Annotated in this window: 21 protein-coding genes; 8 read left to right on the forward strand and 13 right to left on the reverse strand. The window is 73.5% G+C overall.

The window, feature by feature from the left end:
- Positions 1 to 764, reverse strand: a 764-nt coding sequence (locus AB0G15_RS07515; RefSeq protein WP_362836726.1) for an IS630 family transposase, incomplete at its 3' end; no start/stop codon positions are given.
- Positions 765 to 836: 72 nt separating this feature from the next.
- On the reverse strand, positions 837 to 1,679 hold the full coding sequence (locus tag AB0G15_RS07520; RefSeq protein WP_362836362.1) for a LysR family transcriptional regulator: 843 nt from the start codon (positions 1,677 to 1,679) through the stop codon (positions 837 to 839).
- Between the two features lie 72 nt (positions 1,680 to 1,751).
- Here AB0G15_RS07520 and AB0G15_RS07525 point away from each other — a divergent pair, with 72 nt between their 5' ends.
- The gene (locus AB0G15_RS07525; RefSeq protein ID WP_362836364.1) at positions 1,752 to 2,975 is read left to right on the forward strand and encodes an MFS transporter; all 1,224 of its coding nucleotides are present in this window, start codon (positions 1,752 to 1,754) and stop codon (positions 2,973 to 2,975) included.
- 208 nt (positions 2,976 to 3,183) lie between these two features.
- Here AB0G15_RS07525 and AB0G15_RS07530 read toward each other — a convergent pair whose 3' ends face one another.
- Positions 3,184 to 4,266, reverse strand: a complete 1,083-nt coding sequence (locus AB0G15_RS07530) for a hypothetical protein (RefSeq protein ID WP_362836366.1) — start codon at positions 4,264 to 4,266, stop codon at positions 3,184 to 3,186.
- 129 nt (positions 4,267 to 4,395) lie between these two features.
- Between AB0G15_RS07530 and AB0G15_RS07535 the strand changes: the two genes are divergently transcribed.
- The 3 genes from AB0G15_RS07535 (at position 4,396) to AB0G15_RS07545 (ending at position 7,734) form a co-directional block, all read left to right on the forward strand.
- Positions 4,396 to 5,499 carry an ATP-binding protein gene (locus AB0G15_RS07535; RefSeq protein WP_362836368.1) on the forward strand — a complete coding sequence of 368 codons (1,104 nt, stop codon included), beginning with the start codon at positions 4,396 to 4,398 and terminating at the stop codon, positions 5,497 to 5,499.
- Positions 5,496 to 6,131, forward strand: a complete 636-nt coding sequence (locus AB0G15_RS07540) for a response regulator transcription factor (protein WP_362836370.1) — start codon at positions 5,496 to 5,498, stop codon at positions 6,129 to 6,131. The genes AB0G15_RS07535 and AB0G15_RS07540 overlap by 4 nt, the downstream gene beginning before the upstream one ends.
- 193 nt (positions 6,132 to 6,324) lie before the next feature.
- Positions 6,325 to 7,734 (forward strand): NAD(P)/FAD-dependent oxidoreductase, encoded by a 1,410-nt coding sequence (locus AB0G15_RS07545; protein WP_362836372.1) that lies wholly within the window; start codon positions 6,325 to 6,327, stop codon positions 7,732 to 7,734.
- 126 nt (positions 7,735 to 7,860) lie between these two features.
- Here AB0G15_RS07545 and AB0G15_RS07550 read toward each other — a convergent pair whose 3' ends face one another.
- Together AB0G15_RS07550 and AB0G15_RS07555 are read right to left on the reverse strand one after the other, a co-directional pair.
- Entirely contained in the window at positions 7,861 to 9,042 is a 1,182-nt protein-coding gene (locus AB0G15_RS07550; protein ID WP_362836374.1) for an acyl-CoA dehydrogenase family protein, read from the reverse strand.
- Between the two features lie 272 nt (positions 9,043 to 9,314).
- Positions 9,315 to 10,430: a Xaa-Pro peptidase family protein gene (locus tag AB0G15_RS07555; RefSeq protein WP_362836376.1), complete on the reverse strand. Its 1,116-nt coding sequence runs from the start codon at positions 10,428 to 10,430 to the stop codon at positions 9,315 to 9,317.
- A gap of 258 nt (positions 10,431 to 10,688) precedes the next feature.
- Between AB0G15_RS07555 and AB0G15_RS07560 the strand changes: the two genes are divergently transcribed.
- The 3 genes from AB0G15_RS07560 to AB0G15_RS07570 all read left to right on the forward strand — a co-directional run bounded on the left by AB0G15_RS07560 (position 10,689) and on the right by AB0G15_RS07570 (position 14,401).
- Complete coding sequence (locus tag AB0G15_RS07560) at positions 10,689 to 11,873, forward strand: SpoIIE family protein phosphatase (protein WP_362836378.1); 1,185 nt, start codon at positions 10,689 to 10,691, stop codon at positions 11,871 to 11,873.
- A gap of 26 nt (positions 11,874 to 11,899) precedes the next feature.
- Positions 11,900 to 12,802, forward strand: coding sequence for a 5'-3' exonuclease H3TH domain-containing protein (locus AB0G15_RS07565; RefSeq protein ID WP_362836380.1), 903 nt, complete (start codon positions 11,900 to 11,902; stop codon positions 12,800 to 12,802).
- Between the two features lie 171 nt (positions 12,803 to 12,973).
- Positions 12,974 to 14,401: an RNB domain-containing ribonuclease gene (locus AB0G15_RS07570; RefSeq protein WP_362836382.1), complete on the forward strand. Its 1,428-nt coding sequence runs from the start codon at positions 12,974 to 12,976 to the stop codon at positions 14,399 to 14,401.
- Positions 14,402 to 14,525: 124 nt separating this feature from the next.
- Here AB0G15_RS07570 and AB0G15_RS07575 read toward each other — a convergent pair whose 3' ends face one another.
- The 7 genes from AB0G15_RS07575 to AB0G15_RS07605 form a co-directional block, all read right to left on the reverse strand.
- Positions 14,526 to 17,255 carry a DEAD/DEAH box helicase gene (locus AB0G15_RS07575; RefSeq protein ID WP_362836384.1) on the reverse strand — a complete coding sequence of 910 codons (2,730 nt, stop codon included), beginning with the start codon at positions 17,253 to 17,255 and terminating at the stop codon, positions 14,526 to 14,528.
- Positions 17,256 to 17,357: 102 nt separating this feature from the next.
- Positions 17,358 to 18,233: a YegS/Rv2252/BmrU family lipid kinase gene (locus tag AB0G15_RS07580; protein ID WP_362836386.1), complete on the reverse strand. Its 876-nt coding sequence runs from the start codon at positions 18,231 to 18,233 to the stop codon at positions 17,358 to 17,360.
- 17 nt (positions 18,234 to 18,250) lie between these two features.
- Positions 18,251 to 19,189 (reverse strand): twin-arginine translocase subunit TatC, encoded by a 939-nt coding sequence (tatC, locus tag AB0G15_RS07585; protein WP_362836388.1) that lies wholly within the window; start codon positions 19,187 to 19,189, stop codon positions 18,251 to 18,253.
- Positions 19,190 to 19,247: 58 nt separating this feature from the next.
- A complete protein-coding gene (gene tatA, locus AB0G15_RS07590; protein WP_362686162.1) occupies positions 19,248 to 19,583 on the reverse strand; it encodes a Sec-independent protein translocase subunit TatA in 336 nt (111 codons plus the stop codon).
- Positions 19,583 to 19,837 carry a hypothetical protein gene (locus tag AB0G15_RS07595; protein ID WP_362836390.1) on the reverse strand — a complete coding sequence of 85 codons (255 nt, stop codon included), beginning with the start codon at positions 19,835 to 19,837 and terminating at the stop codon, positions 19,583 to 19,585. The genes tatA and AB0G15_RS07595 overlap by 1 nt, the downstream gene beginning before the upstream one ends.
- 36 nt (positions 19,838 to 19,873) lie before the next feature.
- Positions 19,874 to 20,830 carry a WYL domain-containing protein gene (locus tag AB0G15_RS07600; protein WP_362836393.1) on the reverse strand — a complete coding sequence of 319 codons (957 nt, stop codon included), beginning with the start codon at positions 20,828 to 20,830 and terminating at the stop codon, positions 19,874 to 19,876.
- Positions 20,827 to 21,783 carry a WYL domain-containing protein gene (locus AB0G15_RS07605; RefSeq protein ID WP_362836395.1) on the reverse strand — a complete coding sequence of 319 codons (957 nt, stop codon included), beginning with the start codon at positions 21,781 to 21,783 and terminating at the stop codon, positions 20,827 to 20,829. The genes AB0G15_RS07600 and AB0G15_RS07605 overlap by 4 nt, the downstream gene beginning before the upstream one ends.
- A gap of 39 nt (positions 21,784 to 21,822) precedes the next feature.
- On the opposite strand from AB0G15_RS07605, the gene AB0G15_RS07610 reads away from it, so the two are divergent.
- Positions 21,823 to 22,941 (forward strand): DUF3866 family protein, encoded by a 1,119-nt coding sequence (locus AB0G15_RS07610; RefSeq protein ID WP_362836397.1) that lies wholly within the window; start codon positions 21,823 to 21,825, stop codon positions 22,939 to 22,941.
- Here AB0G15_RS07610 and AB0G15_RS07615 read toward each other — a convergent pair.
- Positions 22,887 to 23,363, reverse strand: a complete 477-nt coding sequence (locus AB0G15_RS07615; RefSeq protein WP_362836728.1) for a DUF3291 domain-containing protein — start codon at positions 23,361 to 23,363, stop codon at positions 22,887 to 22,889. The genes AB0G15_RS07610 and AB0G15_RS07615 overlap by 55 nt on opposite strands.
- Between the last annotated feature and the right edge of the window lie 21 nt (positions 23,364 to 23,384).

The following is a 23,384-nucleotide window of genomic DNA, read 5'->3' on the forward strand; positions in this document are numbered from 1 at the left end:
TGGACGTCCAGGTCCGCGGGGACACTCTTGTCGATCGTGATCAGGAACTTCTTGAACTCGGCGGCGCGGTGCTGGCGGTGCAGTTCACCGATGACAGTGCCGTCGGCGACGTTGAAGGCGGCGAACAGACTGGTGATCCCGTTGCGGACGTAGTCATGGGTGCGCCGCTCGGGCATGCCCGGCATCATCGGCAACACCGGCTGTGAACGGTCCAGGGCCTGGATCTGGGACTTCTCGTCCACGCACAACACCACGGCCCGCTCGGGCGGGTTGTGATACAGCCCCACGACATCGACGACCTTCTCCACGAACAGCGGATCGGTCGACAACTTGAAGGTGCCGGCCTGGTGGGGCTTGAGACCGAAGTCGCGCCAGATCCGCCCGATCGTGGACTTCGACAGGCCGCTGCGGGCGGCCATCGAGGTCCTCGACCAGTGGGTGGCGTTCTTCGGCACCTGCTCCAAGGTCGTCACCACCACCTGCTCGACCTGATCCAAGGTGACCGAGGGCGGACGGCCGGGGCGTTGTTCGTCCATCAGCCCCTCCAGCCGGAGCCGGACGAACCGCCGCCGCCATTTGGAGACCGTGTCACGGTGAATCCGCAGGGCGGCGGCGATCTCGATGTTGTCCAGACCATCCGCACACGCCAGCACGATCTTCGACCGCATCGCCAGGACTTGCGAGGACTTCGCACGCCGGGCCCAGCGTTCCAACGTGGCCCGCTCATCAGCGGAAAGCGTCACCGGAGTCTTGGGCCGTCCCATCCGCGCCATGCAGCCCATTCTAGACTTAGCAGACGAACTTTAGACGCAGGACACTAGCGGGCCGCGCGCCGCTCAGATCATCCGCCGCAGGGCGGTCTCCACGGCGTCGACGAGCGCGTCGCCCTCGGTGCCGGGGTGGCGGGCGAGGCCGAGTTCGACGTCCGGCAGAGCGGGCAACGCGGCCTCGTCGTGGCAGGCCATGGCCGGCTCGAGGTTGGCGGGCAGGAGCGCCGCGACTCCGAGCCCGGCCCGTAGCGCGGCGAGCACCCCGGCGAGGCTGTTGCTCTCGAACGCCACCCGCCAGCGCCGCCCCGTGCCCTCCATCGCTTCCAGCACCGACGTCCGCCAGGCGCACGCGTTCGAGAACAGCACCACCGGCAGCGGATCGGCGTCGACGGCGACTCCCTGCCCGACCGCCCAGACCAGCGGCAGGCGCACCGTCCAGCGCGGCGGCCAGGGAAGGTCCGGGACCTCGTCGAGCACGAGCTGGACACGGCCCGTGTCGTAGGCCTCCCGCATCTCCGCGCCGGAAAGGCTGAGCACCTCCAGCGTCGCGCCGGGGTGCAGCCGCGCGAGGTCGGCGAGTGCCTGGGAAAGGCGGGAGGCGGCGAGATCTTCGAGGAGTCCCACCCCGCAGTGCCCGGTGAGCGCGCGTCCTGTTTCGGCGAGTGCCTGTGCCGACAGCGCGAGAATGCGCTCGGCGTAGGGCAGCAGCTCCTCGCCCGCCCGGGTCGGCGAGACGCCGGACGGCGCCCGGTGCAGCAGCGGGCTGCCGACGGCCCTCTCGAGCTTGCGCAACTGCTGGCTGAGCGCGGGCTGGGTACGGCCGAGCGCCGCCGCCGCACGGCTGATGCTGCCCGCTCGCACGGCGGTGACGAACGACCGCAGCAGCGCGGTGTCGAGATCACGTGCCATAAGCGTTCATTATGCCTGGCCCAACGAATTGACGACTTCCTATGGCACCCCTGGTGACCTAGCGTCAAAACGGTGATCGGATTTCGACAGGTGCTCGCGGTGCCGGGGATGACGCCGCTGCTGGGCGTCTCGCTGCTCGCCCGTGCCGCGATCACGGCGGACGCGATGGCGTTGACGATGTACGTCGTCATCGCCCTCGGCATGAGCTACGCGGCGGCGGGAGGCGTGGTGGCGGCGCTCACCGCCGGGGTAGCGCTGGGCGGGCCGCTGCTGGGCCGGATGATCGACCGGCGGGGCCTGCGCACCGTGCTGCTGTCCACGATCGCGTCGCAGCTCGTGTTCTGGCTGACCGTGCCCGTGCTGCCGTACGTGATCCTGCTGGGCGCCTCCTTCGCCGCCGGCCTGCTGATGGTGCCGGTCCAGTCGGTCACCAGGCAGGCGATCGCCGCGATGACGGCGGCGGGGCAGCGGCGGGCGGCCTTCGCGCTGGAGGCGGTGGTGGGCGAGCTGTCGTACATCGTGGGACCGGCGGTGGTGATCCTGGGCGCGACGGCGGTGTCCCCCGGCGTGGTGGCATGGGGAGTGGGCGCCGCGATCGTCGCCGGCGGAGCGGGGATCGCCCTGCTCGACCCGCCGATGCGGGCCGGGGACGAGGCGGGCGGCGAGGCGGCGGGCCGGCCCCGGCGCCGGGAGTGGCTGGGAACGCGCATGGTCGCCGTCCTGACGATGGGCTTCGGCGTCGCGATGCTGCTCAGCGGCGTCGACCTGGCCATCGTCGCCACCCTCCGGGAGGCCGGTCAGGTCTCGTGGGCGGCCGTGGTCGTCGCCGTGTTCGGGGTGACGTCCGTCGTGGGCGGCCTGGTGTACGGAGCGCTGCCCCGGCCGATGCCCACCTGGCTGCTGCTCGGCCTGCTCGGGCTGGTGACGATTCCGGCCGGGCTCGCCCGTGACTGGCCCTGGCTGTGTGTGGCCGTCGTCGCCGCCGGGCTGCTCACCGCGCCGACCCTGTCCACGGTCTCCGACGCGGTGAGCCAGCTGGCGCCGGCCGGTGCGCGAGGTGAGGCGACCGGCCTGCAGTCCTCGGCGGCGAGCGCGGGGTTCGCGCTCGGCTCCCCGGTCGTGGGAGTGGCGATCGACGCGTCCGTGCCGGCGGGCGGCTTCGCGGCGGCCGGCCTGGCCGGCCTGCTCACCGCGCTGGCGGGATACCTGCTCTCGCGCCGGCCACCCGCCGCCGCGCCTCCGTCGTCCTCGTCGCAGGCACGCGAGCCCTGCGGCGCCGTCGCGCCGGTCCCGTGACGCCGGCCCGGTACGGCTGTGGGCGCTCCGCATACTTCCGCGCACTCCTGAACGCCTCCGCGCACTCCTGAACGCCTGCGTACTCCTGACACTCCTGAACGCCTCCGCGCGTTCCTGAACGACGACGCCGCGACCGCCGCCGACCGGCTGCCGGCTCGGCCCACGGCCCGCTTCCTCCGCGTTCCGGCCGCGCCCCTGTCGGAGCCGGTCAGACCAGCCCGCAGTAGCGGCACCGGCCCCGCCTGCGCAGGTGGTACGCCAGTGTCGCCAGGCCGAGGGCCACGGCCCAGATCGGCCAGTACGCCATCGGGCTGCTCAGCCAGGCGACCGGGTCGGTCCAGTCCGTGCCGCGCACCACCTGCGCGCCCGCCGACAGCAGGACGGCCGTGACCACCGAGGCGAGCGCGACCGGAAGGGCGGGCGGGACGCGCCTGCCCGCCAGTCCGATCACCCAGCGGGGCCAGATCTCACCCCAGCGGTGCACCAGCCCGAGCGTGAGCACACCGCCGGCCGCCGCGAACGTCGCCAGCCCCGCTCCCGCCCACACCAGGCCCGATTCGTGCAGCCGGCGCAGTCCCTCCTCCGGGAACAGCAGCGGGATGTTCAGCACCCACGCCCAGCGGACCACGGCGTAGAAGAGCGGGACGGCGAAGGCCGTGTAGGCCGCCCAGCGCCCCCATCCGGCCGCCGAGACGGGTGTCGTCCAGCCGGCGCTCCCGCGCGCGGAACGGCCGCAGCCGCCGCAGGAATCGCCGGTGCGCCGCTGGAAGGCCAGTGCCGCGCCCGCCCACAGCAGCCCTACGGCCAGGCAGATGATCAGGTTCAGCACCGGCCAGGGCAGCGCGACCTCGACGTAGTCGACGTCCGGCCAGCCGAACGGCAGCCCGGCCAGAACGATCGGGGCGTACCCGACCGCGATCATGATTCGGGCGTCGGGGACGAGGGCGACGAGCGTCACCGCGAGGGACCAGGCCATCGCGAGCACCGCGACGCGGGCCGGGCCGCGCAACCGTACCCGGGCCATGACCAGCGCGAGCGCCGCGCCCGCGAACCCGGCCGCCGCGATGACCGGCGCGGTTCCCGAGGCCGTCGCGCCGCCCAGCAACGACTCCGCCCTGGCGTCGGGGATGTCGCCCTCGCCGAAGGGGAAACCCGCGCCGCCCCGTGCCCAGTGAAGTCCGAGGCCGCCGTAGACCAGCGACCACGCGCTCGCCGCGTACGCCGCCCAGCGGGCCCATCGGGGGGTCGCCTTCCGGTCTTCCGTGGTCGTTCCGTCTGTGGTCGTTTCCATGGCTCAAGCGTCGGGCGACGCGCGGCGCCGCGCCCATCCGCCGTTCGGCGGATCTCGCCCGGCGGGAGTCGTGCCGCGTCTTCCTTTCGGGGGATCCGCCGCGGCCGGGTATCCCCGTAGGGTCGATCCATGGACAAGGTCGCCGCGTTCGTGGCACTCGCCACGATGATCACGGCGTTCGTGCCGCGCGTGCCGCCCGCGTGGCCCGCCGCGGCGGCCGGGGCGATCTCGATCGCGATCACCATCACGTATCCGCTGGCCGGACGGCACGGCGGCACCATCGCCTGGGCGCTGGCCGAGGTACCGCCCCTGCTCATGCTGACGCTCATGACCGCCAGGCGCGCGCCGGCCTCCCGGGCCGTCGCCTCGGCCGGGCTCGCGGGGGGCGCGGTCGCGCTGATGCTCGTGCGCACGCTCTGGCCCGGCGACGTCACGTTCACCGTCGTGGCCTGCGCGAGCTGGTCCCTCTTCGCGGTCGCGGCGGCGGGGACCGGCCTCTACCTGCGCATGCTGGACGGCGGCCGGCGCCGCGCGGTGGCCGAGGCCAGGCGGGCGCAGCGGCTCGCGCTCGCCCGCGACCTGCACGACTTCGTCGCCCACGACGTGAGCGGGATGCTCGTGCGGGCGCAGGCCGCCAGGATCGCGCCGGGGGCGGTCCCGCCGCAGGTGGCCGACGCGCTGCGGCGTATCGAGGAGGCGGGCCTGCGGGCCCTGGCCGCCATGGACCGGACCGTCCGGATGCTCCACGAAGCCGACGAGGCCGGACCGGACGCGGCGGGACCGCTGCCCGGGGTGGACGGCCTGGCGCGACTCGCCGCCGGCTACTCCCCTTCGGTGCGGGTGGACCTGTCGGTCGATCCCCGGCTGGGGCGGCGGCTCTCCCCGGAGACCTCCGCCACCGTCTACCGGGTCGCGACGGAGGCGCTCACCAACGTGCGCCGCCACGCCCCCGCGGCGACCTCCGTCGCGATCACCGTCACCCGGGTGGGAGAGTCGGTCCGCGTGCGCGTCGACGACGACGGCGGCGGCCACTCGGAAGCGGCCCGCCGTGGAGGCTTCGGCCTGGCCGGGCTCACCGAGCGGGTCGAGCTGCTCGGCGGCTCGCTGTCGGCCGGACCCGAGCCGGGCGGCTGGCGGGTCGAGGCGCTCGTGCCCGCACACCCGCCACGGCGGCTCCGGCACGCCGGAACAGGCGCGAGACGTCCGGCCGCCGGTCGAGGAGGGCGGACATGACCACCCGGATCCTGATCGCCGACGACCAGGAGGACGTGCGGATCGGCTTCCGGCTCATCCTCGGCTCCCAGCCCGACATGACCGTGGTGGGAGAGGCCGCCGACGGCCACAGCGCCGTCGGCCTGACCCGGTGTCTGCGGCCCGACGTGGTGCTCGCCGACATCCGCATGCCGAAGCTCGACGGGCTCGAGGCCACCCGGTTGCTGGCCGGGCAGACCCGGGTGATCGTCGTGACGACCTTCGACCTCGACGAGTACGTGCACACCGCGCTGCGCAACGGCGCCTGCGGCTTCCTGCTCAAGCGGTCGGGCCCCGCCCTGCTCGTCGAGGCCGTCCGGGCGGCCATGGCCGGTGACACGCTGATCAGCCCGCAGGTCACCGTCCGCCTGCTGGCCCACCTCCGGGCGCCTGCCGCGCCACCCGCGCTCGCCGAGCCGCTGACGGAGCGAGAGCTCGAGATCGCCCGTCTGGTCGCCCGCGGCCGTACCAACGCCGAGATCGCCACCGAGCTGTTCATCGGCTCCGGCACGGTGAAGACCCACGTCGCCAACGTCCAGCGCAAGCTCGCGGTGGCCAACCGGGTCGGCATCGCCGCCTGGGCGTGGAGCTCCGGCACCGTCACCGGCCCGTAGCGCACGCCGAACGCCCGGTCCCGACGGGCCGTGCCCGGCGAGCACCCCACGGGCGGCCACCGGCGACCCCGGCTCGAACCCGTCGAGACCAGGGGCCCGTCCACGGCCCCGGCCGGAGGGTGCGAAGCTGGTACGACCGGCGTCGCCGGGGGCGGCGCGCGGCCGATGGCCGGTTCTCTGTGGGAGGTAAGTCGTGTCGGACGAGTTCGACGTGGTGGTGGTGGGCGCGGGGCCCGCGGGCGAGAACGTCGCCGACCGCGCGGTCAGGGGAGGCCTGACCGCCGCGATCGTGGAGAGGGAACTGGCCGGCGGCGAGTGTTCCTACTGGGCGTGCATCCCCAGCAAGGCGCTGCTGCGCCCGGTGGAGCTGACCGCCGAGGTCGCCCGGGTGCCCGGCCTGACGCCTGGCCCCATCGACACCTCCGCCGTGCTCGCCCGGCGCGACGAGGCGGTGTCCCACTTCGACGACGGCGGCCAGGTCGAGTGGATCAGAAGCGTGCCCGCGGAGTTCGTCCGCGGGCACGGGCGGCTGGACGGCCCCGGGCGGGTCGTGGTGACCGCAAAGGACGGCTCGGTCCGCACGCTGACCGCCCGCCGGGCGGTCGTGCTGGCCACCGGCAGCGTCGCGGCCCTCCCGCCGGTCCCCGGCCTGGCGGAGGCGTCGCCGTGGACGAGCCACGAGGTGACGGCGGCGAAGAGCGTGCCCGGACGGCTGGTCGTGCTGGGCGGCGGCGTGGTGGGCTGCGAGATGGCCCAGGCCATGCACGGGCTCGGCGCCCGGGAGACGACCGTGCTGGCGCGCGGCGGGCTGCTCGGCAGGATGGAGCCGTTCGCCGGGGAGCTGGTGGCCGCCTCGTTCGCCGAGGCGGGCATCACGGTGCGCACGGGCGTCCGGGTGACGAGGGTCGAGCGGCCGGCGCCCGGCGGCCCGGTGACGGTCCACCTGTCCGAGGGCCCGCCGCTGGAGGCCGACGAGCTGCTGGTGGCCACCGGCAGGCATCCGGCGACCGGCGACGTCGGCCTGGAGACCGTCGGCCTGGAGGCCGGGAGCACGGTGGAGGTCGACGACAGCATGCGCGCCACCGGCGTCTCCGGCGGCTGGCTGTACGCGGTGGGCGACGTCAACGGCCGCGCCCTGCTCACCCACATGGGCAAGTACCAGGCGCGGGTGTGCGGCGACGTCATCGCGGCGCGCGCCAAGGGCGAGCCCGACGACCTGCCGGGCACGCGCGACATGGCGGACGCGTACGGAGCGCCGCAGGTGGTCTTCACCGACCCGCAGGTGTGCTCGGTCGGCCGGACCGAGGCGGAGGCCCGCGCCGAGGGGTTCGACGTCCGCGTGGTCGAGTACGACCTGGCCAGGGTGTCGGGAGCCTACCTGCAGGGCGACGGCTACCGGGGCAGGGCCAAGGCCGTCGTGGACGAGCGGCGCCGCGTCCTGCTCGGGGTGACCTTCGCCGGCCCCGCCGTGGGCGAGATGCTGCACTCCGCGACGATCGCCGTCGTCGGCGAGGTGCCCCTCGACCGGCTCTGGCACGCCGTGCCGTCCTTCCCCACGGTCAGCGAGATCTGGCTGCGGCTGCTGGAGGAGTACGGGCTCTGACCCGGCGTACCCGGACCCCGGACCGGCGTCCGGGCCGGGAGGCGACGCCCTCCCACGGCCCGGACCGCCGCCGCCGGAACCACCCGGCGGGTCACCCGCGCGCCGACGCCGTGGGCGTCGCGGGGGTCACCGCCCGGCCTTCTCCGCGTCCTTGGCCAGGGCGCGGCCGATCACCAGGCGCTGGACCTGGTTGGTGCCCTCGACGATCTGCAGGACCTTGGCCTCCCGCATGAGGCGCTCGACCGGGAAGTCCTCCACGTACCCGTAGCCGCCCAGGACCTGGACCGCGTCGGTGGTGACCTTCATGCACACGTCGGTGGCGAAGAGCTTCGCCATCGCGGCCCGCGTGCCGTACGGCCGGCCCGCGTCGCGCAGCCGGGCGGCGTCCAGGTAGAGGGCGCGGGCGGCGGCGATCTGGGTGGCCATGTCGGCGAGCATGAAGCCGACGCCCTGGAAGTCGATGATCCGCGAGCCGAACTGGCGGCGCTCGGCGGCGTACGCGGTGGCGGTCTCGAAGGCCGCCTGGGCCACGCCCACCGCGCAGGCGGCGATGCCGAGCCTGCCGCCGTCCAGGGCGGCCATCGCGATCCGGAAGCCCTCGCCCTCCGAGCCCAGCAGGGCCTCGGGCGGCAGCCGCACCCCGTCGAAGCGGACCTGGGCGGTCGGCGAGGCCTTCATCCCCATCTTCCGCTCGGGCGCGCCGAACGACAGCCCCTCCGTCCCGGCGGGCACGTGGAAACAGGAGACGCCGCGCGCGCCGTCGGCCGAGGTGCGGGCCATCAGCGTGTAGAAGTCGGCGGCGCCGCCGTGGGTGATCCAGGCCTTCACCCCGTCGACCGTGTAGCCGGTGGAGCCGGCGGAGCCGCCGTCCTCGGGAACCGCCCTGGTCGTCAGCGCGGCGGCGTCGGACCCCGACTGCGGCTCCGACAGGCAGTAGGCGCCCAGCAGCTCGCCGCCCAGCATCTCGGGCAGCAGCGCGGCGCGCTGCTCGGCGGTGCCGTAGGCGGCCACCGGGAAGCACGACAGCGTGTGGACCGACAGGCCGAGACCGACGGCCAGCCAGCCGGCCGCGAGCTCCTCGATCACCTGCAGGTAGACCTCGTACGGCTGCGCCGCCCCGCCGTGCTCCTCGGGGTAGGGCAGGCCGAGCAGCCCCGCGCGGCCGAGCGTGGTGAACACCTCCCGGGGGAAGCGCCCGGCGGACTCGTCGGCCGCGGCCCGGGGCGCGACCTCCTTGCCGATCAGGTCGCGGACCAGGTCCAGGAGGTCATGGGCGTCGCCGGTCGGCAGAACGCGCTCAACGGTCATCTGAGTCCTTCCAGCGTGGAGACCCGCCCCAGGGTTCGCGGGGAGGGGTCGCGCCCGCTTGCTCCGGGTCCCGGCGCGGAGTCCTGACCGCGAGGTCCTGGCGCGGACGGCGAGAGGGCGGCCGGGATCACCGGCCACCCCGATTCTGGCACCCGCCGCGCGATCTCGGCCACGCGACCGTGCCCCGTACCTAGTACGGGGCACGGGAGCGGCGCGCACGATCCGGCCCGCCACCGGGCGAACCGCGAGCGCACGCGGCCGTCCGGGAGCGGCTAGACGACCACCAGCTCGCGCGGGCGGTGGTTGACCCGCTCGCCGCCGTCGTCGGTGCAGACGAGGATGTCCTCGATGCGGGCGCCGTGGGCCCCCGGCAGGTAGATCCCCGGCTCGACGGAGAAGGCGAAGCCGGGCGCCAGCGGCTCGGTGTTGCCCGCGACGATGTAGGGCTCCTCGTGGGTCTCCAGGCCGATGCCGTGGCCGGTGCGGTGGATGAAGTAGTCGCCGTAGCCCTCGGCGGCGATCACGTCGCGCGCGGCGGCGTCGACCGCCTCGCACGTCACCCCTGGGGCCACGGCGTCGCAGGCGGCCTGCTGGGCCCGCCTGAGTACCTCGTAGTACTTCAGGAAGCCGGCCGGGGGCTCGCCGACGGCGTAGACGCGCGTGGAGTCGGAGCAGTAGCCGTCGGGCATCTGGCCCCCGATGTCGACCACGATCGGCTCGCGCTCCCGGACGACGCGGTCCGACAGCTCGTGGTGCGGGCTGGCGCCGTTGGGCCCGGAGCCGACGATGACGAAGTCGACGGTGGAGTGGCCGGCCGCGATGATCGCCTCGGCGATGTCCCTGCCGATCTCCCGCTCGGTCCTGCCGGCCCGCAGGAAACCGGGCACCTGGGCGTGGACGGCGTCGATCGCGGCGCCCGCCGCGCGCAGCGCCGCCACCTCGGCCGGGCTCTTGCGCATCCGCAGCCCGCGCAGGACGGTCCCGGCGAGCACCTGCTCCGCGCCGGGGATCGCGTCGCGCAGGCGCAGCGACTGCATCGCCCACATCCGGTCGGCGAGGCCGACCCTGCGGACCGCGCCCAGGCGTTTGCCCACGACCGCGTACGGGTCGTCGGTCTCGTCCCAGGGGACGAATTCGACGCCGAGCCGCGACGCCGGGGAGTGCTCGGCCGCGGGCAGCTCCAGGCGGGGCACCATCAGGAACGCCTCGCCCCTGACCGGAAGCACCAGGCAGGTGAGCCGTTCCAGCGGCAGCGCCTCGTAACCGGTCACGTAGCGAAGGTCGGGACCGGGGGTGAGCAGCAGCGCGTCGAGCCCGGCGGCGGCGGCCGCCTCGCGGGCGGCGGCCAGGCGGGTCACGGGATAGAGGTCAGAGGGCTCCGTCGTCACGGCGACCAATCTAATCCCGGGTGGAACGACGATGCATCCGGGCCCGTCCCGGAAACCGAAAGTCAGGGAAAGGAAGGCACGAAGGCGACTCCGCCACTACAATCTGTTGAAGTACGATCACATTTTGTTGGCAAAATATCCGTAAAGCCACACATTTCGAGAGCGAGCTACATGGTCGGCGTAGTGGGCGGCCACCAGCCACCCCTCCACCCACGAAACGACCAGGTGACCGGTTCGGCCCCGTCGACCGCCGTTGAGATGGTGCAGCGGTCGCGCGGTGAGCCGGACGGGCACATGGCCGTGGAGCGACAACTCCTCACCGCACGCCTGGCGCACGCGGAGCGCATGGGCGAGATGGGCTGGACCGAGTGGGATCTCCAGACCGGAGAGTCCACCTGGTCCGACCAGGCGTACACCATATTCGGCCGCGCCCCCGGCGACGGCCCGATCCACCTGCGCGACCTGCCCGGTCACGTCGAGGCGGCCGACCGGCCCGACCTCGACCGGCTGCTGTGGTCCGTCGTGCACCGGACCCAGGCCGGGGAGATCGAGTTCCGCATCCGCCGGCACGGGGAGCTCCGGCACCTGCGCGCCGCGTTCGACCCCGTCGTGAAAGGCGGGCAGCCCGCCGTGCACGGCGTCGTGCAGGACATCACCTGCCGCCGCCGCGCCGAACGGATCATGTCGGAGTCGCGCAGCACGCTGCTGCGGGTCCGCGAGCAGGCCGCGGAGGAGCACGACATGAGCGTGGCGCTGCGCGAGGCGATCATGCCGGGCCTCGGCGACACCATCGACCTGCCGCACGCGCGCATCGCGGTCCGCTACGTGGCGGCGGGGGTCAAGCCCGGCCTGGGCGGCGACTGGTACGACGCCGTCCCCCTGTCCGACGGCAGGGTGCTGCTCGCCATCGGCGACGTGTCCGGGCACGGGATGGCCGCGATCTCCCAGATGGCCCAGCTGCGCCACGCCCTGATCGGCCTCGCGATGACCGGCCACTCCCCCGACAGGCTGCTGGCCTGGCTCAACGACCTCGTGCTGCACCGGATGCCCGAGACGACGGCGACCGCGGTCGTCGGCCACCTCGACCCGGCCACGAGGACGTTCACCTGGGGGCAGGCGGGACACCCTGCGCCGATCCTGGTCCGCGAGGGCACGGCCACCCAGCTCGACCCGCCCGCCGGGGTGCTGCTGGGCGCCACTCCCGACGAGCCGTACGAGCTGGCCGGGGTCGAGCTGCGGGAGGGTGACCTCCTGCTGCTGTTCACCGACGGGCTGGTGGAGCGGCGCACCCGCGACATCGACGAGGGCCTGGCGCTGACCATGGAGGCCGCGGCCCTGCTGAGAGGCGATCTGGACGACGGGCTCGACCGGCTCATCGAGGTGATCGGCGGCCCCAATCCCGAGGACGACACCTGCGTCCTGGCGATCGGGGTGCTCGGCTGATCAACCTGATTGGTTAAATGGTCGCCATGCCCGGCCTGATGCTTCTCGACACCCCCTCGCTGTACTACCGCGCTTTCTACGGCATCCCCGAGTCGATGACCGCGCCCGACGGGATGCCCGTCAACGCGGTGCGCGGCGTCATCGACATGATCGCCATGCTGGTCCGGCGGCACTCCCCCGCCGAGCTCGTCGCCTGCATGGACGCCGACTGGCGCCCGGCCTTCCGGGTGGCGGCCATCCCGACGTACAAGACCCACCGGGTCGTCGAGGGCGGCGCCGAGGAGACCCCCGACACGCTCGCCCCGCAGGTGCCGGTGATCGAGCGGGTGCTCGACGCGGTGGGCATCGCCCGGGTCGGCGTGCCCGGCTACGAGGCCGACGACGTGATGGGCACGTTCACCGCACGCGCGAGCGGCCAGGTCGACATCGTCACCGGCGACCGGGACCTGTTCCAGCTCGTCGACGACTCCCGGCCGGTCCGGGTCCTCTACACCGCGCGGGGGGTCAAGAACCTCCAGCTGGTCGACGAGGCCGCCGTCGCCGAGAAGTACGGCGTCCCCGGCCGCTCCTACGCCGACTTCGCCACCCTGCGCGGCGACCCCAGCGACGGGCTGCCGGGCGTGCCGGGGGTGGGCGACAAGACCGCGGCGGCCCTGATCACCCGGTTCGGCTCGCTGGAGGCGCTGCTGCGCGCCGTCGACGGGGGTGAGGGAGCCGATGATCTCACCGCCGGGCAGCGCGCCAAGCTGTCGGCGGCCCGCGACTACCTGCGGGTGGCCCCAGGCGTGGTCCAGGTCGCCCGCGACGCGCCCCTTCCCGAGGTCGGCATCGCGCTTCCCGCCAAGCCCAGGGACCCGGAGGCCCTCGCCGCGCTGAGCGAGCGTTACGGCCTCTCCAGCCCGCTGGAGCGCCTGACCTCGGCACTCTGACCCCGCCCGCCCGGTCCCACCGTCCGCCCGGCCTGGTCTTACCGCCGTTCGACCGGCCTCCCCGTCTTCGTCCCCCGCGTTCCGGCCCTGACCTGGCTCCCGGCCGCGCCGGTCACCGTCGCCCCGGCCGGCCGGTGGGGCGGCCCGCCGCGAGCCGGTAGGTTGCTCCCTGTGCCTCACAAGAGCATCCGGGTGCCCGGAGAGTCCCATCCGCGGCTCGACGACGGTTTCGAGCGGATTCGTCGTGAGATGAAGCTGCCCGAGGGTTTCCCCCGGGCGGTGGTCGACGAGGCCGAGTGGGTCGCCGAGGTGCCCGCCCTGCCCCGGCTCGACCGGACCGATCTGCCGCTGATCACCATCGACCCCCCGGGGGCGATGGACCTCGACCAGGCCGTGCACCTGGAGGAGCGGCCGGGCGGCTACCGCGTCTGGTACGCCATCGCCGACGTCGGGGCGTTCGTCAGGCCCGGCGGCGCGATCGACGCCGAGGCGCGCACCCGCGGCGAGACGGTCTACATGCCCGACGGGCGCGTGCCGCTGCATCCGCCCGTCCTGTCCGAGGGCGCCGCGAGCCTGCTGCCCGGCGTGACGCGGCCCGCCGCGCTGTGGTGCGTCGACCTGGACGCCGAGGGCCTGATCGTGGGCGCGGACGTGACCAGGGCGCTGGTCCGCAGCCGCGAGCGGCTCGACTACGACTACGCGCAGGCCGCCGTCGACACCGGCACCGCCGACGGCACGCTGCGGCTGCTGGCCGAGATCGGCCGGCTCAGGCTCGCCCAGGAGCGGGCCCGGGGCGGCGTGACGCTCCCCACCCCCGACCAGGAGGTCGTCTCCGACGGTGACGGCTACCGGGTGGAGCTGCGCGCCCCCCTGGACGCCGAGGCGTGGAACGCGCAGATCTCGCTGCTGACCGGCATGGCCGCCGCCTCCATGATGCTGGACGCCGAGATCGGCCTGCTGCGGGTGCTGCCGCCCGCCCCGGCGGAGAGGATCGCCCAGGTGCGCCGGGTGGCCGCCGCTCTCGGCGTGCCCTGGCCCGAGGGCGCCGGGTACGGCGACGTCGTGCACTCCCTCGACCCGAAGATCCCCGAGCAGGCCGCGTTCCTGCAGGAGTCGACGGTGCTGCTGCGCGGCGCCGGATACGTCGCCTTCAACGGCGAGCCGCCCGCGCAGGCGGAGCACGCCGCCGTGGGCGCGCCGTACGCGCACGTGACCGCCCCGCTGCGCCGCCTCATCGACCGCTACGCCACGGAGATCTGCCTGGCCATCGCGGCGGGCGAGCCGGTGCCGCAGGACGTCCAGCGGGCCATGGGCGAGCTGCCGGAGATCATGCACGCCACCGGGCGGCGCGCGGGCGGCGTCGAGCGGGCGTGCGTGGACCTGGTGGAGGCCTTCGTCCTGCGCGAGCGGGTGGGCCAGACGTTCGAGGCCGTGGTGATCGACGTGGCCGAGGACCGGCCGTGGGGCCAGGTTCAGGTCACCGACCCGGCGGTGGTGGCCCGCTGCGACGGCGAGGGGCTCCCGCTGGGAGAGACCGTACGCGTGCGGCTGACGCGCGCCGACCCGACCACCCGCGAGGTCCGCTTCAGCCTGGCCTGAGCCCCCTCGCGGAGTCCTCTCGCAGAGTCCTGTCCGGCCCCGCCGCACCCGGCGAGGCCCGGCGGACCGCCCGGCCGGGACCGAAGGCGGCCCGGCCGGGGACCGGGACGCCGGGGACCGGGACTCAGGTGAGGGACGAGTAGGCCACCACCCCGCGCCGCAGGGAGTCCATCGCCTTGCCCGCGGTCTGCTTGACCTTGCTCCCCGCCGGGGCCGCGTCGGAGATCTGGCCGAGGAGGTCGAGCAGCTGCTTGGTCCAGCGGACGAAGTCTCCGGCGGCCAGCTCCGAACCGGCGACGCCGTCGCGGAGCACGGCGTCCAGGGTGTGGCCCTTGGCCCAGCGGAAGGCCGCCCAGGCGAACCCGAAGTCGGGCTCCCTGATGAACGACAGGCCGTGGTCGCCCTCGATCGACTCCAGCTCCCCCCACAGGCGGACCATGTCCGCCAGCGCCTTCTGGGCCGCTCCGGCGGGGATCCTGGGCTGGCGGGCGTCGTCGGCCTGCCGCGACTCGAAGACCAGTGACGACACGCACGCGGCCAGCTCGGCCGGGTCCAGGTCGTTCCACAGTCCCGCGCGCAGGCACTCGGCGGTCAGCAGGTCCAGCTCGGTGTAGAGCTGGGCCAGGCGGCGGCCCTCGGCGGTGACGCTCTCGCCGTCGAGGTAGCCGAGCTGGTCGAGCACCCCGCAGACCTTGTCGAAGGTGCGGGCGATGACGTGGGAGCGGCCCTCGACCCGGCGGCGCAGCCCCTCGGTCTCGCGGAGCAGCTTGTAGTAGCGCTCGGCCCAGCGGGCGTGGTCCTCGCGCTCGTCGCACCCGTGGCAGGGGTGCTGCCGGATCTCCCGGCGCAGGCGGATGATCTCGTCGTCCTCCGCGGCGTGGTCGCGCGCCCTGACGGGCTTGCCGAAGTCACGGTCGCCGATCTTGGCGTGCACGGAGGAGACCAGGTTGGCCCGCTCCTTGGGCGAGCGGGCGTTGAAGTTCTTCGGGATGCGCAGGTGCTCGACCGGCTCCACCGGGACGGGGAAGTCGGCCGGCGACAGCTTCTTGACCTGCTTGCCGATGGTCAGCACCAGCGGGGACGGGCCCTCGCCCCGGGAGTTGAGGCCGGGGTCCAGGACGACGGCGAGCCCCGCGCGGCGCCCGCCGGGAACCCTGATGATGTCGCCGGGCTTCAGCGCCTCCAGCGAGCGCAGCGCCTGCGTCCTGCGGGCCGCGCCGCGCTGGCGCGACAGCTCGGCCTCCCGGTCGGACAGGGCCCTGCGCATCGCGGCGTACTCCTCGAAGTCGCCCAGGTGGCAGGTCATCGCCTGGCGGTAGCCCCCCAGGGCCTCCTCGGCGCGGCGCACCTGCTTGGCGATGCCGACCACGGCCCGGTCGGCCTGGAACTGCGCGAACGAGGACTCCAGGAGGGTCCTGGCCCGCTCCCTGCCCACCTGGCCGACCAGGTTGACCGCCATGTTGTACGAGGGGCGGAAGCTGGAGCGCAGCGGGTAGGTGCGGGTGCTGGCCAGGCCGGCGACCTGGAGCGGGTCGGTGCCCGGCTGCCAGTGGACGACCGCGTGGCCCTCCACGTCGATGCCGCGGCGCCCGGCCCGCCCGGTGAGCTGGGTGTACTCGCCGGGCGTGAGGTCGGCGTGGGTCTCGCCGTTCCACTTGTCGAGTTTCTCGATCACCACCGAACGGGCGGGCATGTTGATGCCCAGCGCGAGGGTCTCGGTGGCGAACACGGCCTTGACCAGGCCCCGGGTGAACAGCTCCTCGACGACCTCCTTGAAGGCCGGCAGCATGCCCGCGTGGTGGGCGGCCAGGCCGCGCTCCAGGGCGTCTCGCCACTCCAGGTAGCCGAGCACGCCCAGGTCCTCGTCGGGCAGGTGCGCGGTGCGCTCGTCGACGATCTGCCGGATCTCGTGGCGCTCGGCGTCGGTGGTGAGCCGGATGCCGTCGTGCAGGCACTGCATGACGGCGGCGTCGCAGCCGGCCCTGGAGAAGATGAAGGTGATCGCGGGCAGCAGGGCGTCGGCGTCCAGGCGCTCGATGGCCGCGGCCCGGTCCGGCGGGCCGTTCCTGCGGGGCCGCGAGTAACCGCGGCGCCCCCTGCCGAACGCCTGGCGCTCCTCGTCCCTGGCGATGCGCAGGAGGTTGGGGTTGATCTGGGGGCGCCGGTCCTCGTCGCCGGTGACGAACAGGTCGTAGATGCGGCTGCCGACGAGCATGTGCTGCCAGAGCGGGACCGGGCGGTGCTCGTCGACGATGACGCTGGTGTCGCCGCGGACCTCGCCCATCCACTCGCCGAACTCCTCGGCGTTGCTGACCGTGGCCGACAGGGCGACCAGGCGCACCGACTCGGGCAGGTGGATGATCACTTCTTCCCAGACCGCGCCGCGGAACCGGTCGGCGAGGTAGTGGACCTCGTCCATGACGACGAAGCCGAGCCCCGCCAGGGTGGGGGACCCTGCGTAGAGCATGTTGCGCAGCACCTCGGTCGTCATGACGACGATCGGGGCCTCCCCGTTGACGCTGTTGTCACCGGTGAGCAGGCCCACCTTGTCGGTGCCGTACCGCTTGACGAGGTCGTTGTACTTCTGGTTGGACAGCGCCTTGATCGGGGTGGTGTAGAAGCACTTGCGGCCCTCCTGCAGGGCCACGTGCACCGCGAACTCGCCCACGACGGTCTTTCCCGAGCCGGTGGGGGCCGCCACGAGGACCCCGTCGCCCGCCTCCAGCGCCCGGCAGGCGTCGAGCTGGAACTCGTCCAGCTCGAAGTCGTACAGACCGCGGAACGAGGTCAGCGCCGGCCCGCTCTCGGCCTGGCTCTGACGGAAGGCAGCGTATCGTTCCGCTGGGGTCGTCATGCGTCCAGCCTACCGATATCGGGATTCCGGTCCGTCCCCCCTTTCCGCCGGGTTCCGGCCTGCCGGGCGGGCCCGGGCGGCGCCGGCGGACGCCGGGCGGCCCTAGACGAGGACCGCCAGCGCGCCGGGGACGATCTCACACGTCAGCGGGGTGGGACCGACCCGCTCGCCGTCGGCGTAGGCGATCACTCCCGGCGCCTCCAGGGTCACCCGGCGGGCGCGGCGCATGGTGACGGCGGGGTGGGCGCCGTGGGAGCCCCGGTAGACGCGGGGGAAGGTGCGCAGGAACTCCCCCTTGGGGATGGCGCCGAGGATCGTCACGTCCAGCAGGCCGTCGTCGGGGACGGCGCCGGGGCACACGCGCATGCCGGCGCCGTAGGAGGAGGTGTTGCCGACCGCGACCAGCATCGCCTCACGCTCGACGACCTCGCCGTCCAGGTCGATCCTGAACGGGATGGGCCGGAAGGAGCGCAGCTCCTCGGCGAGGGCGACCAGGTATCTGGCCATGCCGGGCGGCCAGGCCATCGTGTTGGCCCGCTCGTTGACCCGGGAGTCGAAGCCGCAGGCCAGCACTCCGGCGAACCACTCGTCCTCGCCCACCTTCGCGGCGTCGACCGTGCGCACCCGCCCGCGCAGCACGGCGTCGGCGGCGGCCAGCGGGGCCTTCAGGGGGATGCCGAGCGCGGCGGCGATGTCGTTGCCCGTGCCCACCGGGATGACGCCCAGCGGCACGCCGCTGCCCGCGACCGCCTGGACCGCGAGGTGGACCAGGCCGTCGCCGCCGAAGGCCACCAGTGCCTCCGGCTGCTCGGCCACGGCCGTACAGGCGCGTTCCAGGGCGTCGGAGGCGGAGTCTCCGAGGATCACCGAGACCTCGCGCCCGCCCTGCCTCAGGCGGTCGAGCACCGGGGAGAGCAGTCCCCGTGAACGGCCGCCGCGGGCGGCGGGGTTGACGAGGACTGCGATCTCTGCGGGCACAGACCGGAACTTATCCCCTATTTGCCGGGATCGGTGTCGGTCGTTCTCGAATCGATAGGAGCCGGGTCGCCGACGGGGGCCACGTCGCCCAGGGGCGAGGCGTCGTCGTCGAGCGAGGAGGCCTCGTCGTCGGACAGGTGGGAGAAGTCCTCACCCTTGGGCTGTCTCTTGTCACGCAGGTACATGACCCCTTCGGCCAGCGCGAACAGCACCACCATCGGGACGGCCAGGGCGATCATCGAGAACGGGTCGGTACTCGGCGTGGCCAGGGCGGCGAAGAGGAACATGATGAAGATCACCATGCGGCGGTGCTTGGCCACGGTGGCGTGCGACAGGACACCGATGACGTTCAGGAACACCATCAGCAGCGGCAGCTCGAAGGAGACGCCGAAGATGATGATCATGACCAGCGCGTAGCTGAGGTACTCGTCCATCTCCAGCAGCGGCACCGCGTTGTTCGGCGCGAAGCCGAGCAGGAGCGCCAGGCCGGTGTCCATGATGAAGTAGGCCAGCGCCGCACCCGCCAGGAACAGCGGGATCGCCAGGGCGAGGAACGAGATCGAGTAGCGCTTCTCGTTGCTGTAGAGGCCCGGGGTCACGAAACCCCAGATCTGGTACAGCCACACCGGCGAGGAGACCACCATCGCGAACATCGCCGCGACCTTCAGGTTGACCAGGAACGCGTCGAAGACACCGCGGATGGCGAACGTGCACTCGCCCTTCCGCAGGATCTGCGAGACGGGCAGCTGGCAGTAGGGCTCGGTGATGAAGTTCCAGATCGGCTGGAAGAAGATGAACCCTACGATGATCCCCGCGACCATCGCCAGAAGGACGATGACCAGCCGGTTGCGCAGCTCGCGCAGGTGCTCCATGAGCGGCATGCGGCCGTCGGCCGAGTCGGCGGGCGGTGGTGCCGCCCCGTTCCGGCCAGATTTAGGCCACTTCAGCAGCGCCATTCGCGAATCCTGGGGTGACGAGTCGGATGATCGGGGTAGATCTTCAGGCTACCGCCGATCACTGCGACTTGGGCGCTCCGGCCTGGGCGCGCAGCCGGGCGGCCTGCTCCTCAAGCTGGCGGGCCTGCTCCTCGGCGCTCGGCGCGGGGGCCGGGGCCTGGGTCGCGGCCGGGATCGGCTGCGGTGCCGGGGCCGGGGGCTGGGGCTGCGCCTGGACGACCGTGGCGGTCGTGGTCTGCGGCTCGTCCTCGTCGCGGAGCTTGGCGGTCTCCGACTTGAAGATGCGCAGCGACCGGCCGAGCCCGCGGGCGGCTTCCGGCAGCTTCTTGGCGCCGAAGAGCAGCACCAGGATCAGGCCGATGATGATCAGCTCAGTGGGTCCGAGGTTGGGCATTACACATCCTTACGCCGGGCGACGTGCGGTCTCTGGTCCCGATCGTACGCTCCCTCGGGGACAGACTCATCCCTTTGTCCCCGTACAGCTGCCGTACGCTCGCCGAACAGGACGCGAACGGGTTCCAGTCTCCCCTGCGTGCGGTCGACCTCGCGGCCCAGCTCGGCGGCCGCGCGCAGCACGCGGACGGCGAGGAAGGCCAGGACGGCGAGCCCGGCGAAGGTCAGCGATACCGCGGCGATGATCCAGCTCATGTCGGGAGGCTCCGGCTCCGTACGTCGGCGAACACGTCAGGAAACCGACTCGTAACGATTCAGCGCGGCGGTGGCCGCGGCCCGGACGCTCGCGTCCAGCGAGGCGGGCGAGACCACCCTGCCGGTGTCGCCCAGGCGCAGCGCCAGGCGTACCAGCCAGCCCTGGTCCCTGGCCCGCAGGGCCACCCGGACGCGGCCCTCGCCGAGCTCGGTGACCCGCTCGCACGGGTAGTACTCGGCGACCCAGCGGCCCGCGGCGGTCAGCTCCAGCTCCACCAGCTCGTCGGTCGGCGAGGGCCGGAACACCCCGGGCGTCACCTCGTCGGCCACGGCGTCCTCCGGCGGGTCGGCGGGCACGTCGAGCACGTCGACGGAGAGCATCCGGTCCAGCCGGAACAGCCGGACCGCCTCGGCCCGGTAGCACCAGCCCGACAGGTAGGGGCGGCCGTCCACGACGACCAGGCGCATCGGGTCGACCTCGCGCGGGGTGATCTCGTCGCGTCCCGGCACGTAGTAGCGCAGCGACAGCCGCCTGCCGCTGCGCAGCGCCTCGTTGACGACGGGCAGCGCGTCGGGCGCGGCGTCGACCTCCACCGCGACCTGGCTGCTGACCGCCGCGGCGCCCTCGCCCGAGGCCTGCTCGAACTTGGCGATGACCCGGGCCAGCGCGTCGCGCTCCCCGAACTCCGGCATCTCGGCGAGCAGGCGCAGCGCGACCAGCAGGGCGCTGGCCTCGTCCACGCCCAGCCGCAGCGGGCGGGCGATGGTCTCGGCGTTGTCGATGACGATCTCGCCGCCGTCCCACGACACGTCGATCAGGTCGCCGGGGGTGTGGCCGGGCAGCCCGCACATCCACACCAGCTGCAGGTCGTCGATGAGCTGCTTCTCGCTCAGCCCGAAGATCTTCGCGACCTCGGGAACCTGGGCCCCGGGGTGCGACATGAGGTAGGGCACCAGTGCCAGCAGCCTGGGCAGGCGATCGGCCGTGCTCACGCGAGTGCTCCCTTCAGGCGGCAGATGACCGCGTCGCGGGCGTCCGGCGGGCCGACCACCTCGGCGTCGTCGGCGAAGCCCACGATCCATCCGGCCAGCCGGCCGGCGTCGGTGAAGTCGACGTCCAGCTCGTCCCAGCCGTCGCCGGCGGGCCGCACCTCCTTCGCCACCTGGCGCAGCCCCTGGCAGGTGTCCCGCCTGACCCGGATGAGGGCGGTGCGCTCGCGGACGGCGGCGTCGCTGAAGCCGACCATGGACTTGATGTCGACGCCCTCGGGCACCACCACGGCGCCGGGGCGGCCGACGGTGGTGACCGTGCCGCTGATCCGGCTGAGCCGGAAGACCCTCGGCGCGTCCCGGTCGCGGTCGTGGCCGACCATGTACCAGCGGCCCCGGCGGCTGACGACGCCCCACGGCTCCACCGTGCGGGTCAGCACGTTCTGGCTGGCCGCCGCCCGGTAGGCGAACCGGACCGCGCGCCGGTCGCGCACGGCCTCCCACAGGGCGGGGAAGGACGGGTCCTGGGTGTCGACGCGCAGCTCCAGGGCCCCGCCGAGCACCCCGTGGGCCTCGTCGGTCTGCACGCCCCCGGCGCGCAGCTTCAGCAGCGCCCCGCTGGCCGCCTCGGCCAGGCTGGCCCGCTGCCACACCTGGGCCGCCAGGCCCACCACGGCGGCCTCGTCGGGCTCCAGGGTGATCTCCGGCAGCTCGTACGCCGACCGGACGATCCGGTAGCCCGGATCCTCCTCCCACGGGTCCTTGTGGACCTCGATCGGGATGCCGATCTCCCGCAGCTCGTTCTTGTCCCGCTCGAACATCCGCTGGAAGGCCTCGTCGTTGTCGGCGTCGTAGCCCGGCACCGCCTGGCGGATGTGCTCGGCACTGAGCGGCCGCCGCGTGGCCAGCAGGCAGATCACGAGATTGAGCAGCCGCTCGGTCTTCCGGCGCGACATCCGGCCTCCTCCCTATTCGAGTGACGCTACCCTTCCCCCGTGATCAGATGGCGCAGGGGCGAGGTCGTACGGGTCCGGCGCGAGTGGCCGGGGGCGGTGGAACTCGACGTGACCACCGAGGACGGTGAGGCGCGCGCGCTCGCCTACCCGGCCCTGGTGGGACGCCCGGAGCCCGGTGACGTGGTGCTGCTCAACACGACCGCGCTCGCGATGGGTCTCGGTACGGGAGGCTACGCCATGGTGGTGGCTGTTCCCGACCGTTTACCGCAAGATCCTCAAGGCCCCGGACATCTGGTGAAGGCACGCTACACCCCGTTGCAGGCCACCGTCCTCGGCGCGGACGAGCAGGACTCGCCCTTCCACGAGGTCCTGCGCGACGCCGACTCCGTGGACGGCATGCCGGTGATCGTCGCTGACCTGCACTCGGCCCTGCCCGCGATCCTCTGCGGCCTGTACGGCGCCAACCCGCCCGGGTCCGGGAAATCCGCGGGCGGACCTGAGGGCCGGGAGCGCGGAAAGCCCGTCAGGGTCGCCTACGTGATGCTCGACGGGGGCGCGCTGCCCGCCTGGTTCTCCATGTCGTGCGCGCGGCTGCGGGAGACCGGCTGGCTGTGCGGGGTCGTCACGGCGGGCCAGGCCTTCGGCGGCGACGTGGAGGCGGTGACCCCGCACACCGGCCTGCTGGCGGCCAGGCACGTCCTGGAGGCCGACGTCGCGATCGTCACCCAGGGGCCGGGCAACCTGGGCAGCGGCACCCGCTGGGGGTTCTCCGGCGTCTCTGCCGGCGAGGCGGTCAACGCGGCCGCCGTCCTGGGGGGCCGCCCGGTCGCGGCGCTGCGGGTCAGCGAGGGCGACCTGCGCGAGCGCCACATCGGGGTCTCCCACCACTCGCTGACCGCCTACGGCCGGGTGGCGCTCGCCCCGGCCCAGGTCGCCGTGCCCGTGCTGCCCGGCGACTTCGGCAGGCGGGTGGCCGAGCAGTCGCGCCCGCTCGCCGCGCGGCACGAGCTGGTCGAGGTGCCGGTGGACGGGCTGCACGAGGCGCTGCGGGGCTCTCCGGTGCGGCTGTCGACGATGGGCCGGGGCCTGGAGGAGGACCTGGCCTACTTCCTGGCCTCGGCCGCGGCCGGGCGCCACGCGGCCTCGCTGCTGTCGTAGAACTTCTTGAAGGTGAAGGCCTCGGGCGTGGGGCCCTCGGCCTTCAGCCGCTCCAGGCGCTCCATCCCCTCGGCGAGCGTCGGCTCGTGCCCCTCGGGGATCCACCACATCACCGAGTACGGCTCCGCGACGCGCAGGAACCACTCCCTGCGCCGCTGCAGGAACGCCAGGTGGCCGCTGCGGTAGACGTAGTCCCACAGCGCGTCGCGTGACCTCCACACGGAGAAGTTGATCAGCAGGTGGTCTCCGTACTCGTGCTCGACCACGTCCTCGGGGCCGTCTCCCCCCTTGAGCCGCCACACGAAGCCGGGATCGGCCTCGGCCAGCCGGTTGAGGGGGTCGAGGCCCGCCATGAAGGAGGCCAGTTCCGGGGAGTCCTTGGGCGCGCGCATGTGGGCGATGTTCAGCTGGGCCAGATGCATGGACACAGCAGATCACCCCCG

It is taken from the genome of Streptosporangium sp. NPDC023825 (assembly GCF_040639575.1).
Lineage (GTDB): Bacteria > Actinomycetota > Actinomycetes > Streptosporangiales > Streptosporangiaceae > Streptosporangium.